This window comes from Haliscomenobacter sp. (assembly GCF_040403615.1).
Classification (GTDB): Bacteria; Bacteroidota; Bacteroidia; order Chitinophagales; family Saprospiraceae; genus Haliscomenobacter.
Genome location: NZ_JBBAKG010000033.1, coordinates 11,920 through 29,690, shown reverse-complemented (window position 1 = coordinate 29,690; position 17,771 = coordinate 11,920). Strand labels below are relative to the sequence as shown.

At 48.2% G+C, this 17,771-nt stretch carries 12 protein-coding genes; 6 read left to right on the top strand and 6 right to left on the bottom strand.

What is annotated here, in order from left to right; all coding sequences use genetic code 11:
- Positions 1-239: 239 nt before the first annotated feature.
- The 3 genes from ABW391_RS12570 (at position 240) to ABW391_RS12560 (ending at position 8,839) form a co-directional block, all read left to right on the top strand.
- Positions 240-5,540, top strand: coding sequence for a DUF7948 domain-containing protein (locus ABW391_RS12570; protein ID WP_353482224.1), 5,301 nt, complete (start codon positions 240-242; stop codon positions 5,538-5,540).
- 180 nt (positions 5,541-5,720) lie between these two features.
- Positions 5,721-6,047, top strand: a complete 327-nt coding sequence (locus ABW391_RS12565; RefSeq protein ID WP_353482223.1) for a hypothetical protein — start codon at positions 5,721-5,723, stop codon at positions 6,045-6,047.
- A gap of 86 nt (positions 6,048-6,133) precedes the next feature.
- Positions 6,134-8,839 (top strand): 4-alpha-glucanotransferase, encoded by a 2,706-nt coding sequence (locus ABW391_RS12560; protein WP_353482222.1) that lies wholly within the window; start codon positions 6,134-6,136, stop codon positions 8,837-8,839.
- A gap of 350 nt (positions 8,840-9,189) precedes the next feature.
- On the opposite strand, the gene ABW391_RS12555 is transcribed toward ABW391_RS12560, so the two are convergent.
- Positions 9,190-10,179: a ligand-gated ion channel gene (locus ABW391_RS12555; protein WP_353482221.1), complete on the bottom strand. Its 990-nt coding sequence runs from the start codon at positions 10,177-10,179 to the stop codon at positions 9,190-9,192.
- A gap of 276 nt (positions 10,180-10,455) precedes the next feature.
- On the opposite strand from ABW391_RS12555, the gene ABW391_RS12550 reads away from it, so the two are divergent.
- The 3 genes from ABW391_RS12550 (at position 10,456) to ABW391_RS12540 (ending at position 11,954) form a co-directional block, all read left to right on the top strand.
- Positions 10,456-11,019 (top strand): hypothetical protein, encoded by a 564-nt coding sequence (locus ABW391_RS12550; protein WP_353482220.1) that lies wholly within the window; start codon positions 10,456-10,458, stop codon positions 11,017-11,019.
- Between the two features lie 23 nt (positions 11,020-11,042).
- Positions 11,043-11,456, top strand: a complete 414-nt coding sequence (locus tag ABW391_RS12545; RefSeq protein ID WP_353482219.1) for a hypothetical protein — start codon at positions 11,043-11,045, stop codon at positions 11,454-11,456.
- An 84-nt stretch (positions 11,457-11,540) separates the two neighbouring features.
- Positions 11,541-11,954, top strand: coding sequence for a GNAT family N-acetyltransferase (locus tag ABW391_RS12540; protein ID WP_353482218.1), 414 nt, complete (start codon positions 11,541-11,543; stop codon positions 11,952-11,954).
- Here the strand turns inward: ABW391_RS12540 and ABW391_RS12535 are convergent.
- From ABW391_RS12535 to lysA, 5 genes are all read right to left on the bottom strand, one after another.
- Complete coding sequence (locus ABW391_RS12535; protein ID WP_353482217.1) at positions 11,951-12,472, bottom strand: GNAT family N-acetyltransferase; 522 nt, start codon at positions 12,470-12,472, stop codon at positions 11,951-11,953. The two genes, ABW391_RS12540 and ABW391_RS12535, sit on opposite strands and share 4 nt — an antisense overlap.
- Before the next feature lie 4 nt (positions 12,473-12,476).
- Positions 12,477-13,193: a LytR/AlgR family response regulator transcription factor gene (locus ABW391_RS12530; RefSeq protein ID WP_353482216.1), complete on the bottom strand. Its 717-nt coding sequence runs from the start codon at positions 13,191-13,193 to the stop codon at positions 12,477-12,479.
- Positions 13,193-13,771 (bottom strand): non-canonical purine NTP diphosphatase, encoded by a 579-nt coding sequence (locus ABW391_RS12525; protein ID WP_353482215.1) that lies wholly within the window; start codon positions 13,769-13,771, stop codon positions 13,193-13,195. Before ABW391_RS12525 ends, ABW391_RS12530 begins: the two co-directional genes overlap by 1 nt.
- Positions 13,772-13,803: 32 nt before the next feature.
- The gene (locus tag ABW391_RS12520; RefSeq protein ID WP_353482214.1) at positions 13,804-16,539 is read right to left on the bottom strand and encodes a valine--tRNA ligase; all 2,736 of its coding nucleotides are present in this window, start codon (positions 16,537-16,539) and stop codon (positions 13,804-13,806) included.
- Between the two features lie 86 nt (positions 16,540-16,625).
- On the bottom strand, positions 16,626-17,771 hold a 1,146-nt coding region (gene lysA, locus ABW391_RS12515), incomplete at its 5' end, for a diaminopimelate decarboxylase (RefSeq protein WP_353482213.1).

Below are 17,771 nucleotides of genomic sequence, written 5' to 3'. Positions count from 1 at the left end.
TCCTGGGCCTAAATCGAAAGGGCTGCGCCCTCCCTTATGAGATGTCGCCCCTTTGGGGCTGGTTCACAATTAAAAGGCGGGGATATTTTTGCGTTGCTTCAATAAAACCCTACGTATACAAAGCGTATGCTTACGTTTATACATTACTTTGGTCATTCCATCCGCAAGCATCTTACCTTTGGTTTGCAAGCCTGAATACCTTGTTCCAGGCTAGTCCAAAAACCGCAAATCATATTCCCATGAAATTACTTGCCCTCTGTTTGTCAGCCTGTCTGATGCTGTTCAGCCAATCTTCCTGGAGCCAAACCATGCAGCCCTATGGATTCATCGAAAACCAGGGGCAAATCCATACTCAGGACAACACCACATCTCCAACTCGCTTTGTCTACACCGCTCAATCGGGATTAAACGTTCAGGTGCACGAGAGAGGTTTCAGTTACGATGCCTATCAAATTATTCGGGATATCCTCATTGTTGATCCCAAAACCAAAAAATCCAGGAAATTGCCCAGGACTTACCAGTTTCACCGGGTAGATATTGATTTTCCCGGATCGAATCCTGATGTTCAAATTGAATCTCTGGAAGCGGCCAAAGATTACCTGATTTTTTACCCGGCAGACCATCCTGCTGGACTGCGGGTTCGACACCATAGAAAGATAATTTTCCATAACCTTTATCCCAATATCGACCTGGAGCTTGTGGCCAATCCAGGCACTAAAAAAGCTTTTGAATACAATTTTATCCTGCATCCCGGCGCTGATATAGCCGACATAAAAATACGCTACCAGGGGGCTTTAAAAACGGACTTTCACCCGGATTGCCTGGATTTTCAGCTCAGCATGGGCAGCCTTCGGGAAAGTATACCTTCTAGTTTTTGGGCCGAAAGCAAACAGGAAGTGCCACTAACCTACCGTTTGATTGATCAGGATCAGCAGCCAGAAGGTAGCATTACCGTTGGATTTAGTGGCCCGAGTGGCGCCTTGAACCAAACCCTGATCATTGACCCCATTCCCAGTCTAAGATGGTCGACCTACTTTGGTAGCATCGGTTATGATTACGGATGGGATTTGGAATACAGCGGAAAAGGGCAACTGTATCTTTGCGGTACGACCGAGTCGACCAGCAACATAGCCATCAGAGGGGTCCACCAAAGCATCCACAATGGCGACAATGATGCTTTGATTGCCAAGTTTGATACGAATGGGAATCGCATTTGGGCCAGTTATTTTGGAGGAAGCCGGGATGATGGTGCTACCGCAATCCACCTAAGCTCAACTGCTGAACTCATCGTCACAGGCATCACCGAATCCAATGATGATATCGCCAGTCCTGGAGTAGAAATGGCCCAACGCATCGGAAAGCAAGATGTTTTTTTGGCTAAATTCACTATCGATGGGAACCGCATTTGGAGTCGTTATTGGGGAGGACCCGATCATGATCGTGCTTTTGCCCTAACCATGAACCAGCGGGGAGATATTATTATTGGGGGTAATACGTTTTCTGAAACAGGTATCGCCGCTCCTGGTCAACTCCAAGAGCGTTTTTCTTTTTCGACGGATGGCTATTTGGCGCGTTTTTCCACAGATGGCCGCTACATTACTTCCACTTATCTGGGCGGAGGTAGTGATGATGAGGTAAACGCTCTGCTTTGTGATGAACAGGATAATATTTATGTGGTGGGTACTACTTATTCATTAAATGGGGTTATTCCCCGCAATGCTTACCAAAACAAGAACGCAGGTGGTGCGGATGTTATGCTTTGGAAGTTAGATCCCAATTTTAAAATCATTTGGAGTACTTATTGTGGGGGCAGTGGTGATGATTCTGGCTGGTCCCTGTCAGTAGATGCCCAGCAGAACCTCTATTTTACGGGAATAACCTACTCTGCCAACTACCCATTGGGAAGCAATGCAGGGCTGAATGCCTTAAGGGGGATGAATGATGCCATGGTCACCAAATTTTCTGCGGATGGTCAATTGTTGTGGGCTAGCTATTTAGGCGGCTTTGGGCAGGAATACGGCCAGGATCTGAAACTTGATCCACTGGGCACTGGGGCGATTTTTGTAGCAGGAGGGACTACCGAAAGCCCTGGTTTGGTTGGCTCAAAAGCTTGGCAAACAGAATATGGTGGAGGAATGGCAGATGCCTTTTTGGCAAAACTGGATGCAAGTGGGCAGTTGTTGTGGTCAACCTACTACGGTGGAGGGGATATTGATGGATTTCGCGCAATGGATGTCGATAGCAGTAAGAACATCTATTGTCTCGGATACACGAGTTCCCGGGAAGGGATGGGGACTCCCAATGTTCAACAAAATTATTACGGCGGGGATGGTGCTGATCTGCTGTTGAGTAGTTTTAAAGATTGTTACGCTCCTTTGGCGCCTCAAAATACGACACCCGCTACAAGACTGCGCATTTGTGGAGGTTTGCGCACCACCCTGAAAGCCAGAGGTGAAGGAGTTATCAAATGGTTTGATCAGCCCGAAGGTGGACGTTTATTGGGCGAAGGGGATAGCTTGCGCACCGTCCCGCTTTTTGCCACCACCACTTTTTATGTTCAAGACAGTGTTTGTGGGCGCTCCCGTACCCGTACTGCCGTCACAGTACAGGTTGATTCCCGACCGGATGTCAATCCTGGTTCGCCTCAAACGGTTTGTGCGGGTGAACGTGTAATGCTCAGTGGCCGAGGTGCCATTTTTTACCTTTGGGATGGTGGAGCCGTCAACGGCATTCCCTTCACCCCCCGTGAAACGCGGACGTATACAGTAGTGGGTACCGGAGGTTTTGGTTGTCGGGACACTGCACAGTTGTTGGTTACCGTACTGCCCCGACCCGAGGTCAGTGCCGGCCCCGATCGCAGATTGTGTCCGGGAGAAAGTCTGGTGTTGCAAGGGACTGGTGCCTTGCGCTACACCTGGGATCGTGGCATTGTAAACGGGCAGCGCTTTGTGCCCCCATCTGGTGGTACTTATACCGTGATTGGTCAAGCCAACAATGGCTGTAGAGATACCGCCAGTATGACGATCAGTCAGGTGCCCCAACCCTCTGTTGATGCAGGCCCCGAGCGCCGGGTATGTGCTGGCGACACCTTGAGTTTGCAAGGCACAGGTGCCTTAACTTACGAATGGGACTGGGGTGTCAAAAATGCGCAGCCTTTTCAAGCTACCCAAAGTCGCCTTTACACGGTGATCGGGGTCGACGCCAATCAATGTCGGGATACCGCTCAGGTACAAGTATCAGTTCTTCCCCGCCCCCGGATCAGTGCAGGAAGTGATCGGGTCATTTGTGAAGGGGAAAAAATACGTCTGGAAGGCAAAGGGGCGCTGACTTATACCTGGGATCGTGGCGTGATCAACAATCAACTTTTTCGGCCATCGAGTACTGCAGTCTACACACTAATTGGGCGTGATGCCAACAGTTGTGCTGATACGGCACAAGTGCAGGTTCAGGTAAACCCTCGACCGATCATCGAACTTCTCGGCACTATCGGAGCTTGCATCGGAGAAACAGTGACTATCGAACCTCGGGTAAGTGGTGGAAAGGGGCCTTACTTTTATACCTGGGGCGGTGGATTCAGGGGGACCAGCATCCAGATTCAAGCGCAGTACAATTTGGAATTAAGGCTCCTCATTACCGATCAACAAAGATGTGAAGCAAGAGATACCGCTTTTATCGTGGTCAATGCACCACCCCAGGTGTCGATAACCGGCCCAGACTCCATTTGCACGGGCGATCAGGCCATTTTGGAAAGGGTAATCAATGTTGGTCGCCCACCTTATCGCTACACCTGGCAAGATGGCCAAAGCACCGAACAAATTACGGTGGCACCCCGTGAAACAAGCACGTACACCATGATTTTAGAGGATGGCAATGGATGCCGGGATACGGCAAGTTATACCCTGCAAGTTTTTGCTGCCCCTGATTTGCGCGTTGAACCCGGGCTGGATATTGTCATTTGCACCGGCGTTCCCCTAACCGTAAAAGTTTTTGGCGCGGATGAATACATCTGGCGTGGGCCAGACGGATTTCAAGGTACGGGTTCTTCCGTATACTTTCGTAGACCCTTGGAAGGCAGGTACGATGTAATTGGTCGCAGTACTCAGGGAGCTTGTAGTTTCAATACCTCGTTTCAAATAACGGTACCCCCCCGGGTTGGGGCCATGATTGTAGGGCCTTCCAGTATCTGCAAAGGTGATTCCCTAGTTTTGGCAAGCTTACAGGGTGGTACATTTGAGTGGAATACCGGGGAGCAAACCCAGGAAATCCGCTTGAAACCAACCCGGACCGAGACTTACCGATTGGTACTCACTGGCTACAACCAATGTATGGATACGGCTTATCTTTCCGTCAAAGTAAATGAACAGCCAGAGGTCAGCGCCGGCCCGGATCGCCAAATCTGCGCAGGAGATTCACTGACTTTGCAAGGAAGTGGAGCTTTGAACTACAAGTGGGATGGAGGCGTACTAAATGGTGTGGCTTTTTTGCCCAACCGTACCCAAACTTATACGCTACTGGGCACCAATGCCGAAGGGTGTAAAGATACCGCTCAAGTGCAGGTGCAAGTCAATCCTGTCCCGAAACTGGAACTTCCCAGTAACATTGAGGTTTGTGCGGGTGAAACAGTGAACATTGAACCACAAGTCAGCGGGGGTACTGCTCCATACAGGTACACCTGGAGCAATGGTTTTAGCAGCAATAAAATCCAATTTCGCCCGCCAAATAGCTCCTCTCTGGGCCTCCGCATTGCCGATGGACAAGGGTGTGAAACGAGTGGCAATGTCTCCATCCTGGTCAACGCCCTACCGGACATATCAATTACGGGACCTAAACAGCTTTGTGTGGGCGAAAAAGCAACTTTGAAAAAATCTGTCGCACTGGGACGAGCGCCGTATCGCTACAGTTGGCAGGATGGTCAAAGTACGGAACAAATCGAAGTAAGCCCCCAACAGACCAGTACCTATTCCCTGATTGTGCGAGATGCCAATGCCTGTCGGGATACCGCAAGTTATACCCTGGAGGTGCAAGCTCATCCAGAACTGACCCTATTGCCCGCATACAAACTCAAACTGGGCCAAAGCTTAAAATTAGTTGCCGGAACCCAAACCGGGAACTACCAATGGACACCCGCCGATGGCTTAAGTTGTACCAACTGCCCCGACCCCGAGCTGCGCACGACCCAATCCGGGAAATACTGCGTCACAGTGGTCAGCGACGGCAATTGCCGCAGCGAGGCTTGTACCGAGGTCACGCTTGATGGCAAGTGCCAGGTGTACATGCCCAATGTTTTTAGCCCCAATGGTGATCAGATCAATGATGCCTTTTGCACCTATAGCCCTTGTATTGCGGAGGCACAATTGTGGGTTTATGATCGCTGGGGGAATTTGGTTTTTCAATCCAATCCCAATGAGCCCCAGCCTTGCTGGGATGGAAGCGCTCGGGGGCGGGCAATAGATGCAGGGATGTATTATTATCGATTGCGGGGAGTGGATGTTTTGGGAAAGGGGGTGGATTTGCAGGGTAGCGTAAGTTTGTTGCGCTGAGGTAGGCTCAAGGTAGCTACGATCGTCGAACCTGCTCTCCTTAACGAGCTTAAAAGGATCGACGAGCGCCCACGTAATGGCGAGTAAGCTTTTGCGCTGCAGCGAGAGATTTTTCTTTGCCATTTTACGAATACTTTGCACATTGATGAACCGTTTTAAAAACATAATTCATCACAACCAATGATCCTCCAAATCATCCTCTTGATCTCTTTTATCCAGGCATTGCTCTATCTTTTTGCTGCGGCACTGAGATTTAAACCTGCCAGATATTTCATTTTGGTTGCCGTGCTTATTGTCTATTTCTTCATTTTACCCCAATATTTTTACCCTGAACCGAAGCCTAATCGGGTAAATTGTGGGTTACCCATTCTTGCCATCAACATGGGATTTTGGATTTTTGGCAGCTTGGCAGCTACTTTTACTCATTTCCTTACGCCAATAGAAATGTGGAAAATCAGTAGAGATTCGATGGAAGAACACGAAATTATTGATGCAAAAATTGATTAATTTGAACTAAGGTTACTCAGCGTATTCCATATTCCCCAAACTCCCCAACTTTTATTATCTTTCGCCCCACTTCAATGTATGAAACCATGACAATTACTTTTCAAATTCACTACCTCACCAATTGGGGGCAACAGATTGCTGTAGTTGGAAATATACCAGAGTTGGGCAATGGAAATAATCAGCAAGCCCAAACCATGCAATACATCGGCGGCGGCTTTTGGCGCGTATCCATTCCTTTGAAAAAAGCACCCTCCAGCCTGGAATACCAATACATACTTACCGATAACTCAACCCTTTCTTCGAATACCCCTGAATGGGGCAACCGCCGCAAACTCCGCATAGCCCGCAACGCCGGAGAACACCTGTTTCTCAAAGACAGTTGGCGGGCAGTAGACCATCCTGAAAATGCCTTTTATACCGCTGCGTTTGAAAAAGTAATTTTTAAACCACAAGCTACTTTTAAAGGCACTACGGTTGCGCCAGACGAGTTGCGCCTGAGCATCCGTTTTCAGTTGCGGGCGGTGCAGGTTCCGGCGGGGCTACAACTTGCTGTTCTTGGAAGTCTCCCTGAGCTTGGTTCTTGGGATTACGGGCATCCGGTGCTTTTGGGGAATGCTGATTTTCCCATCTGGACGGGTGAGATCAGTGTCGGTTTTCGGCAAGCTTTTGAATACAAGTACGGCTTGTACGACCCCAAGGCAAAGCGCATTGTTGAACTGGAAGCAGGCCCCAACCGCAAACTCGATGGAGCCCCTCTGGATGCACTGGTGAGTTCGACCATCATCAATGACGAATATTTCACCAAGACCAGCGGCAACTGGAAAGGCGCAGGTGTAGCAGTCCCCGTGTTTTCTTTGCGTACGGAGGAAAGCATGGGGGTAGGGGAGTTCAACGACCTGAAAAAAACCATCGATTGGGCGCAAAAGACGGGTTTGCGCATGGTGCAGATCCTGCCTGTCAATGATACCTCTGCCAATCATACCTGGACGGATTCTTATCCTTATGCGGCCATTTCGGTATTTGCCCTGCATCCCCAGTTTTTGCACCTGGATGTACTTGAAGGCATCGATGCCAAGAAAGTAGCTGCCGAGCGGAAAAAGTTGAATTTGCTCACAGCGGTGGATTATGAGGCAGTGAATAAGGCTAAACTGAGCATGGCCAGAGCAGCTTTCAACAAAACGCAAGATGCGTTTCTGAGCGATCCTGCCTTTATTGCTTTTTTTGAGGAAAGCAAACATTGGTTGGAGCCTTATGCGGTGTTTTGCTACCTGCGTGAAAAATTTAAATCGGTAGAGTTTGCTGGAAAATGGGGGGATTATGCCACTTTTTCTCCCGAAATACTGGCCAAATTAGCATCACCTAAGGCTAAAGAATATGCCGAGGTCGCTTTTCACTACTACCTGCAATACCACCTGGACAAACAACTGCGCGAAGCTTCGGATTATGCCCGGTCAAAAGGCTTGATTCTCAAAGGCGACTTGCCAATTGGCATTTACCGCCACAGTGTGGATGCCTGGGTAGCACCGCATTTGTACAACATGGATGGACAGGCAGGTGCGCCACCGGATCCATTTTCCGACAATGGCCAAAACTGGGGCTTCCCGACCTACAACTGGGCTGAAATGGCCAAAGATGGTTACCTCTGGTGGCGGCAACGCATGTCGCAACTCTCTCGTTACTTTGATGCTTACCGCATTGACCATATTTTGGGATTCTTCCGCATCTGGCAAATTCCGCTCGATCAGGTGGAAGGTACACTAGGCTTTTTTAACCCCGCGCTGCCCATCATGCGTGAAGAATTGGATGCTCGGGGCATCCAGTTTGATCAGGAGCGCTATTGCAAACCCTACCTCACCCGGCAACTGCTTGAAGAGCGCTTGGGTGCTGATCTGGCCTACGTACAGGCACTATTTTTGGACGAAATCCGCTTCAATTTCTTTGCGTTTAAACCTGAATTTGATACACAACGGAAAATTGAACAATTCTTTCAAGCGCCTGAGCATCAAGATAAAATTCACCTGCAAAGCATCCTGTTCAAATTGATCAGCAATGTGTTGTTGTTGGAAATTCCTGGTAGCAATGGCCATGCTTTCCATCCACGGATCGATCTGAGCAAAACACATTCTTTTCAAAGCCTCGATTACAATCAGCAGAACAAGTTACAAGACTTGTATGTAGATTATTTTTACCGCCGGCAGGAAGAATTCTGGCGCGCCCAAGCCATGCAAAAATTGCCTGCCATCAAGGCTGCTACCGATATGTTGATTTGTGGAGAAGATCTGGGCATGGTACCAGCCTGTGTGCCCGGAGTGATGCGCGAATTGGGTATTTTGACGCTGGAAATTCAACGCATGTCCAAGAATCCGGCTACCGAATTTTTGCAGGAAGCCGATATCCCGTACCTCTCCGTAGCGAGTCCTTCCACCCATGACATGGCACCCATTCGGGCCTGGTGGGAAGAAGAAAGCCGCGAAACCATCAGTCGGTATTTTCACAATGAGTTGCAGTTGATGGGCCAAGAGCCTTATACCTGTGAGCCATTTATTGCCAAGGCAGTAGTTGAAAAACACCTGCGTTGGCCGTGCATGTGGACGGTATTCCCGCTCCAGGATCTTTTGGCGATGGATTTACAATTGCGGCGGGAAAACCCCATGGAAGAGCGCATCAACGTTCCAGCGATCATGCCTTATTACTGGAGGTATCGGATGCATGTGAAAATCGAGACTTTGCTGGAAGCGGTAGAATTTAATGACCTGTTGCACGATCTATTGCGCCGCAGCAATCGGGCGTAGACTCTATAACCTGTTCTAAATGAAAGAAGGCGCTAAGCAATTCAGTTTGCTTAGCGCCTTCGGCGAAAAAAAAAGACCACACAAGCAGCTAAGGGTTATTTTGAGACCCTCGAGAGCACACGAATAAGGTAGTCAGCATGGTTCGGTAATCCTCTTGTCCCCGAAGAGAACTGCGACAAGTCAAACAGTTGAGGCCCGCCCTAGTTACACTGAATCTCCCCCTAATTTAGTTCAATTGTTAGAGTCAAAATAGAAGTTGGCCACCCGTGTGGATGCAACAAATGTAAGTCAGACCTCCGAATGATGCAAGGGAAAAAAACAAATATTTTCTACAATGACCAACGTGCGACTTATCGGATGATTACCAGAATGAATATGGCAATTACAATAAACCCCATTAACTGATAGCCTCTTCTTCGGTCAGTTGCCCAGGTTTTTTGAACGTTTTCGCGCCCGTGGTCTTTGGTCAAAAGGTTGGAACCCTTGATGATACGCATCATAATGATGGCTATCATCACATAAGCCACCAGGTAAATTCGATCCATGAGCACCATGTACCCAACGTCTGGCAAGGCTGTGCTGTACGACTGTTGCAAGAATACGCAACTCAACAGGCCGCCAATGGGCAGCGAAATACGCGCGTCGATGTAATCTGGATGAATAAAAAGGCCCAACAAACTGGCCATCAGCATCACCAGCAGCGGCAACAACAGTTTGAGTAAAAAATAACTCAAAGGACGGCCAATGGTGAGTTTGAAGGTGAAATTGGAAAAAGTAGGCGGACCAGTGGGCTCTCCAAAATTGGTTTTGTAGGTATTGTTGTGGGTGACTATTTTGGCATCCTTGATCACCCAGCCTGGTATGTTAAAGCCTTCGCGCAGTAGGGTTTTACTGGTGTCGGGCAAGTAAATCAATGAATCTTTGGAGTATTCAATGCTCTCGATGCGGATGTCCAGCGGATGGCGATCCATCGGGAAATCTTTCAATTCAAAGGAATGGTAAAAGCGGCCCTCAAAGCGCATGCCATTGTAGGAATAGCCATCGGGCAGGGTTTTGGTGGAATCGTGAAACATCACCTGGGTAGAGCCCCATTTTTCGATGGAATTGACAAATTCGATTTTGGTGGGATCCAGTTTGCCTTTCCAGCGAAACCAGAGGTAAAAATCAGCGTAATAGGAGTAGCCGTTGATGTCCAGGTCGTACACGTTCATCAGGTAGATGCCGGTGTAGACCTTTTGAGGGGCTTTTTTGGGCTTTTCGTCGGCTGCCCAGGAACTTGTCCACGTCAAGAGCAGCAACAGAAAAGTAAATAGGGTAGGGTAGAATGACTTTTTTGGCATAGGTGTAAGTGCTTATACTGCCAAAAATAGGGAAAAATAGATCAAAAATGCCCTTATTTTTGGCCTATAATTTATCCACCAATGAAATATAAGCTGTTACTTTTTTTTTGTACACTGTTTTTGTGTTGCCCATTGCTTCATGCGGAGGGTAAGCAGCCGCAACCCGTTTCTTCCAATTTCGCCTTTAACCAGCCACCTATGTCGCAATGCCTTACACCAGAAAACTATATTCTAACATTACGTTACGCCCAATGGAAGTTAAAAACCGCCAAAAGATTGAGCAAGAACCAAAGGGTATTGCTTGGAAAAGGCTTTGAATACACGGTTCGAGAAGAAGCTGATGGTGAAAAAAGTATCGTCTTTTTTCAAAAAACCGTAGAAGCTTTTTCCGTGAATGCGCAAGAATTGTTGCCATTGAGTCCCACCAGTGATACGACCCAATACCATCAACTATTTTGTGATCTTTTGGACAGCGCTAAATTTGCCAATCTCGCTCACAATGTGGTTTACCGTTACCACGATGGCAGCAACAATGAATGGAGCATTGGTCCCCAAAAAATTGTATACCAACCCGTCACTCCAGTCATGAGTTCATCTGGTATTTATAGCGGAGGTAAACCCTTTGAAAAAGCCATTTCTGTAGCACAGTTCAATGAAATTGAGGTCCTTTTGAAGGCAGGTGTAGCCAATAAAACCATCCATGAAGATTCAAGACTCAAGGGCTCTGGCATGATCATTGAGCTTATCACCGATACAATGATTGGGTCTACTTATCTTTTGCCGATGCGGTCTGCGGAGAAAGCGGCGATTGAAAGTTGGCTCGGGCAATTCAAACATTAAAGGCTCAATCGTCTATGATGATTATGAAACAACCTTCAGCAAAATTGGCCACACAGATTGAGGAATGGATCGCAGCACTACCTACTGGCGGACTTTCAAATTGGGTATTGAATGTGTGCAAAGAAGAACAAATGTTGCCTTTGCACAGCACGAGTATCTACATTTGGGCCTTGCGACCTGATGGACAGGTACTGTGCATGGATCATGAAGCTTTTAGCCATCCCATTGATGAGGAGACTGATCCCAAAACGATTTTTGCTGTACTGAACCAGGGTGCACGTGACTATCCTGAACTTAGTGTATTGATTCCGCAGGCGCCTTCTGGAATGCGCCAATGTGAACGCTGTTCCGGGGTCGGTTGGTTAAAACCACCAGAGGCAACATCCGCGGATGCATGTATTCGCTGTGATGGCATGGGCTGGTATACAAGTATCTAGAATGTTTTGGAACATTCGAAGTGGAAACTTAGCTTTGATGTTTAGACCCAAAATTAAGCTCGACATCAAACAAAACGCCTTAACATGCTAACCTATCAAATCGAAAATAACCTCTCCGTATCCGAATTCCGGGACCTGTTGATCGCTTCTACCCTCGGCGAACGCCGACCGGTGGACGAACCCGAACGCCTGCAAAAAATGCTGGAACACGGCAACCTGATTGTGACTGCGCGCACAGCAGATGGTAAATTGGTAGGCGTATCTCGGGCTCTGACGGATTTTGTGTATTGCACTTACTTGTCGGATCTGGCTGTAGATGAGTCTTTTCAGCACCAGGGCATTGGTACAGAACTGATTAGACATACCAAACTGGCTAGCCCACAAGCCAAATTGATTTTGCTTTCTGCTCCCAAAGCAACAGGATATTACCCGAAAATCGGGATGAGTCGGCACGAGTTTTGTTTTTATCTGGATCGGGTGGAGGAGTTGAAGGATTAGTAGGTTTTATTATTCAAACGAAAAAGCCGTATCGCCTTATCCTCTCCAGGCATATTCATATATCGCTCAAACACAAAAGCATTTTTTTCCAACACCCGAATGGATCGCACATGGTCTACATTGGTAATGGCCATAATGGTGTTGATTTTCAGGATTTCAACTATATACGCCAGTGTCGCTTTGGTGATTTCGGTGGTGTAACCAAGGCCTTCATTAGCAGGTAAAATGGCGTAACCAAGATCCGGATGATCCAGGTATTCCCGTTTGAGCAAACCGCACATCCCGATTGGAACATTGCTTTCTTTAAGTACAATGCACCACAATCCAAATCCATTCATGCTGTAACTCTTCAATGGGCCATCCAAGAGGTAGTTTTGGGCATCCTCGATGGTATTGATGTTGCGGTACCCGATGTACTTCAACCAACCAGGGCTGTTGACTAGTTCCAGAATGAAGGCAGCGTCCTCTAGGTTAAGGGCGCGTAAATAGAGCCGTTCGGTTTGTAGAATTGGAGACATGCTCTTAAGCTTTAAGCGTCAACTTCAGTTTTGCCAGTACCTGTTCCCGGATCGAACTGCCAATTGGCAATTTTTTTTCTCCAACGCCCACTTCTTGGTGATCATAGAGATTCACTTGCTTCAGATTGACAATGTACGAACGGTGAATGCGCAAAAACAAATGATCAGGTAATTCTTTTTCCAGTTGTGACAAGGTAATTTTTGGCAAAAAAGTCCCTTCAATGCTGATGATTTTGACGTAATCGTCCAGGGCTTGCAAGTACAGGATGCGCTGAAAGGGAAGGCGGTGTACTTTACGATCGGCTCGAAAGCTCAAAAAACCACTGTCTTGGCCGGTATTTTCCAAAATGCGTTCTTGTTCCAGACGTTCGATGGCTCTTTCCATGGCTTTTTGAAAGCGCTCAGGAGAAATGGGCTTGAGCAAATAATCCAGTGCAGCCAGTTCAAAACCCTCCACCGCGTATTGTGGATAAGCAGTGGTGAAAACGACCAAAGGCGGCTGAGACAATTGCCGCAGTACATTCAGTCCGCTGATATCTGGCAGGTGAATGTCGAGAAACAGCAGATCAGGGGACTGGCTTTCCAATGCGGCGATGGCACTTTGGGGCGAATGATGCACGCCCAGGCAAGTCCATTCGGGGTAGTCCTGGAGGTAACGCAGAAGTACCCGGGCAGCGGGTGGCTCGTCTTCCAGGATCAGGCAGCGGAAAGCAGCTTCCATCAAGCTTGCTTCAAAAAATCCAGTAATTTTTGCACAGCTCTGCCCCGGTGACTGATGCGGTTTTTCTCCTCCTTGTCCATTTCTGCAAAACTGATAGAATAGCCATCGGGCACAAAAACCGGATCGTAACCAAAACCACCCGTGCCAAACTGTTCTTGCCGAATATGGCCGTACACCAGGCCTTCAAACAAATGCTCTACGCCATCCAAACTCAACGCAATTACCGTTTTGAAACGGGCGCTGCGGTCGGCGTGAGGAGCAAGGTTTTTTTGCAATAAGTCAATGTTTGCTTGCGGATCGCGGTCTTCACCAGAATAACGGGCGCTGTGAACTCCCGGCGCACCATTGAGCGCGGTTACTTCCAGTCCGGTGTCTTCCGAAAAACAGTTGAGGCCATAATGCTCCACAACATAATGGGCTTTGAGCAGGGCGTTGCCTTCAATGGTATCAGCGGTTTCCGGAATGTCTTCGTTGCAGCCAATGTCATGAAGGCCCTTAATTTCGTAAAGGCCATCCAGCATTTCGCGCACTTCGCGGATTTTATTGGGGTTGGAGGAGGCAAAAATGAGCGTTTGCATGGTCGATTGTTGTTTGTTTCGATAATTAACGGTTAACCTAATTTTCCCAATTCTTCTTCCAAATTCTTGATTTTCATTTCGCCGTCGGCCAGTTTCTGTTTCTCCTTGTTTACCACCTCTGCGGGAGCGCCGCTGACAAATTTTTCGTTGTTCAGTTTGTTTTGCACCGATTTCACAAAGCCCTGATAGTATTCCAGTTCTTTTTGCAGACGTTGGCGCTCTTCGACTACATCGATTGCTTTTTCCAGCTCCACGTAGTATTTTTCGTTGCCAACCAGAAACGCTACACCATTGCTGATTTCAGCGTTGGTGATTTGCAAAAACTCCAGACTGGCCATTTTGACCACCATTGGCAACAGGCCATCTACTGCCAGTAAGGCCTGGCTGGTAGGGGTATCCTGGGCAAAAACCCTCAGCAATTCCTTTTGCTTGAGTCCGTTGTTGTTGCGCACATCCCGAACTCCCGCTACGATGTCTTTGGCGCGTTCGATGTTTTCGATGAAATTGGCGTCAAACGATGTCGATTTAGGGTAGCTGCTGATTACACAATCGTTGCCTGCGGCACGTTCGCTCAATTGGTGCCAGATTTCTTCCGTCACAAAAGGCATAAATGGTTGCAGAAGCGTCATCATGCGCTCAAATAAGGAGATGCTTTGCTGCAAAGTTGGACGATCGATGGGGGCTCCGTAAGTGGGTTTGATCATTTCCAGGTACCAGGAGCAAAAGTCGTCCCATATGAATTTGTACAAGGTCATCAGGGCTTCTGACAGGCGGTAATCAATGAACATGCCTTCCACCTGAGCCAGAGTTTGGTTCAGTTTGTGTTCCATCCAAGTAGCCGCCAGTTGATTGACTTGTGCGGTTTCTGTATCAGGGGCCTGCTCGCTTACTTCCCAGCCTTTGATCAGGCGCAAGGCATTCCACATTTTATTGCAAAAGTTGCGGCCTTGTTCACAGAGTTTGCTTTCGTTGAGTACCCCATCTTTGCCAATGGGGGCATCGAAGATGATGTCGTTGCCAGCAGCTGCACTTGACAACATGCCAAAACGCACGCCATCCGCGCCATAATTGTCCAACAGTGCCAAAGCATCAGGCGAGTTGCCCAATGATTTGCTCATCTTGCGGCGCAAATTATCGCGCACCATCCCGGTGAAATACACCCCTTTGAAAGGCATGGCGCCTTTGGCTTTTACTGCTTCTGGAATCAACGCCGGCGCCCATTCGTAGCCCGACATGATCATGCGTGCCACCCAGAAAAACATGATGTCCCAGCCCGTGACCAAAACGCTGGTTGGATAGTAATATTCCAACTCTTTCTGAGATTGGAACCCATCAAAAACCGAGATGGGCCAAAGCCAGGATGAAAACCAGGTATCGACTACGTCTTCTTCTTGTCGCAGGTCGGTTATTTCCAAGGTTGGGTTTCCAGTTTTTTCCTGGGCTTGTGCGAGGGCTTCATCAGCTGTATCTGCCACAAAAATATGGCTTTCTTCGCCCATTTTTTCGTTGGCCAGGTACCAGGCGGGTATGCGCTGACCCCACCACAACTGGCGAGAAATACACCAGTCGCGCACATTGTCTTCGTTGAGCCAGGAATTGTACATGTTCCAGAAATGCTCTGGATAAAACACAACCTCACCGCTGCGCACCGCTTCCAGGGCAGAATGGGCAAATTGTTTCATTTCCACAAACCACTGCAAGGTCAAGCGGGGTTCAACTACCGCTTTGGTGCGCTCGGAGCGACCAATCTTGGTGCGGTAATCTTCGAGCTTGATCAAATGCCCGGATTCTTCCAGGAGTTTGCGGATTTTTTTGCGGGCAATAAAGCGGTCTTCTCCTACCAGAATTTGGGCTTGCTCATTGAGCTTTCCATCTTCGGTGAGGATATCAATTACGGGCAGGTTGTAGCGTTGCCCGATCGCGTAGTCATTTTGATCGTGTGCAGGAGTGATTTTCAAGGCACCTGTTCCAAAGTCACGCTCTACGTATTCGTCGGCGATAATGGGAATGGCGCGATCTATCAGCGGGATCAATACCATTTTACCGATCAGGTGCTGGTAGCGCTCGTCTTCGGGGTGAACTGCTACAGCAACATCCGCCATGATGGTTTCTGGGCGTTGGGTAGCAATGACGATGCCCTGGCTTGGGTCACCTTCCAGCGGATAGCGGAGGTGAAACAGTTGGGCATTTTCCTCGCCATAGATTACTTCCTCGTTGGAAAGCACCGTTTTGGCTTCTGGATCCCAGTTGGTCATGCGCAAGCCCCGGTAAATGCGCCCTTGGCGGTGCAAATCCACAAATACCCGCACAACGGCAGCTGAAAGACTGGGTTCCATGGTGAAACGGGTCCGCTGCCAATCACAGGATGCGCCGAGTCGTTTGAGTTGATCCAGGATGATGCCACCGTATTTTTCTTTCCACTCAAAGGCGTGCTGCAAGAATGCTTCCCGACCAATGTCTGATTTGCGGATGCCTTGTTCGCGCAGCAAGTGTACCACCTTTGCTTCGGTTGCGATGGAGGCATGATCGGTTCCTGGTACCCAACAAGCATTCTTTCCATCCTGCCGCGCCTTGCGGATCAAGATGTCCTGAATGGTATTGTTGAGCATATGTCCCATGTGCAATACCCCGGTTACGTTTGGAGGCGGAATCACCACTGTAAATGGCTCACGATCATCGGGTTCAGAATGAAAATACCGTTGATCCAACCAGTGTTGGTACCACTTGCTTTCGATTTCTTGCGGGGTGTAACGTGTGGACAAGGACATGATATTGGGTTTTGGGGCTTTAAGATTTGGGTATTAAGTTGAAACGATATGATTGAAACCGTAATACCCAGATCTTAAAACCTAAATCAGAATACGTCAATTTGATGTTTCAACAAGTCTTCGATGGTTTCGCGTTCCCGGATCAGAAAATCTTTTCCCTGATAGATCAGCACTTCGGCTGGGCGAAGCCGGGAGTTGTAATTCGAAGCCATTGAATAACAATATGCGCCAGCATTGTGGAGGCAGAGGACATCGCCAGGGGCAATTTCTGGGATCTCGCGGTTGCTGGCAAAAGTATCGGTTTCGCAGATGTACCCCACTACATTGTAGGTATGCTTGGTACCTTCCGGGTTAGAAATGTTGCTGATGCGGTGGTATGAATCATAAAACATGGGGCGGATCAGGTGATTGAGGCCAGAATCTACACCCGCAAATACCGTGGTGGCGCCATGTTTTATCACATTCACCGTTACCAGAAACGACCCGGCTTCGCTGACCAAAAATTTGCCAGGTTCGAACACCATCGTGAGTGGGCGGCCATAGGTGGTACAGAATTCGTTGAACTTGGCAGACAATTTCTCCCCTAACTCTTCGATATTGGTTTCCAGGTCGTTGGGTTTGTAAGGCACTTTAAAGCCGCTGCCAAAATCGATGTAATCCAGATCAGGAAAATCTTTGGCCAAATTGAGCAATACATCTGCGCCCGCCAGAAAAGCTTCGGGATTGAGAATGTCTGAACCTGTGTGCATGTGCAAACCTTCCAATTTCATGCCCGTGCTGTCCAGAATGCCTTGTACGAGTGGCATTTGCAGGTATGAAATTCCAAATTTGGAATCGATGTGGCCCACCGATGTTTTGAGGTTGCCTCCTGCCATGATGTGTGGATTGATGCGCACACAAACGGGGATATGTGGGTAGGTCTCTCCAAATCTTTCGATCGCGGGAAGATTGTCCAGGTTGATGCGCACTCCGAGAGATACTGCGGTTTCGATTTCTTCAAAATTCACACCACTAGGCGTATACAATACGTCTACGGGGTTGAAGCCCGCTTTGAGCGCAATTTGCACTTCCTGGATAGACACGCAATCAATGGTACTGCCCAGTTGTTTGATGAATTTAAGGATCGAAATATTGGTCAATGCCTTGCAGGCATAACTGATTTTGAGTTTTTCAACCTGAAATGCGGATTTCAAGCGCTGGTATTGCCGTTCAATGGTTTCAGCTTCGTATAC

Bases quoted from the DNA above. Each gene is read 5' to 3' on its own strand.
- ABW391_RS12570 (WP_353482224.1), top strand. From the start codon at position 240: ATGAAATTACTTGCCCTCTGTTTGTCAGCCTGTCTGATGCTGTTCAGC.
- ABW391_RS12565 (WP_353482223.1), top strand. From the start codon at position 5,721: ATGATCCTCCAAATCATCCTCTTGATCTCTTTTATCCAGGCATTGCTC.
- ABW391_RS12560 (WP_353482222.1), top strand. From the start codon at position 6,134: ATGACAATTACTTTTCAAATTCACTACCTCACCAATTGGGGGCAACAG.
- ABW391_RS12555 (WP_353482221.1), bottom strand. From the start codon at position 10,179: ATGCCAAAAAAGTCATTCTACCCTACCCTATTTACTTTTCTGTTGCTG.
- ABW391_RS12545 (WP_353482219.1), top strand. From the start codon at position 11,043: ATGAAACAACCTTCAGCAAAATTGGCCACACAGATTGAGGAATGGATC.
- ABW391_RS12540 (WP_353482218.1), top strand. From the start codon at position 11,541: ATGCTAACCTATCAAATCGAAAATAACCTCTCCGTATCCGAATTCCGG.
- ABW391_RS12535 (WP_353482217.1), bottom strand. From the start codon at position 12,472: ATGTCTCCAATTCTACAAACCGAACGGCTCTATTTACGCGCCCTTAAC.
- ABW391_RS12530 (WP_353482216.1), bottom strand. From the start codon at position 13,193: ATGGAAGCTGCTTTCCGCTGCCTGATCCTGGAAGACGAGCCACCCGCT.
- ABW391_RS12525 (WP_353482215.1), bottom strand. From the start codon at position 13,771: ATGCAAACGCTCATTTTTGCCTCCTCCAACCCCAATAAAATCCGCGAA.
- ABW391_RS12520 (WP_353482214.1), bottom strand. From the start codon at position 16,539: ATGTCCTTGTCCACACGTTACACCCCGCAAGAAATCGAAAGCAAGTGG.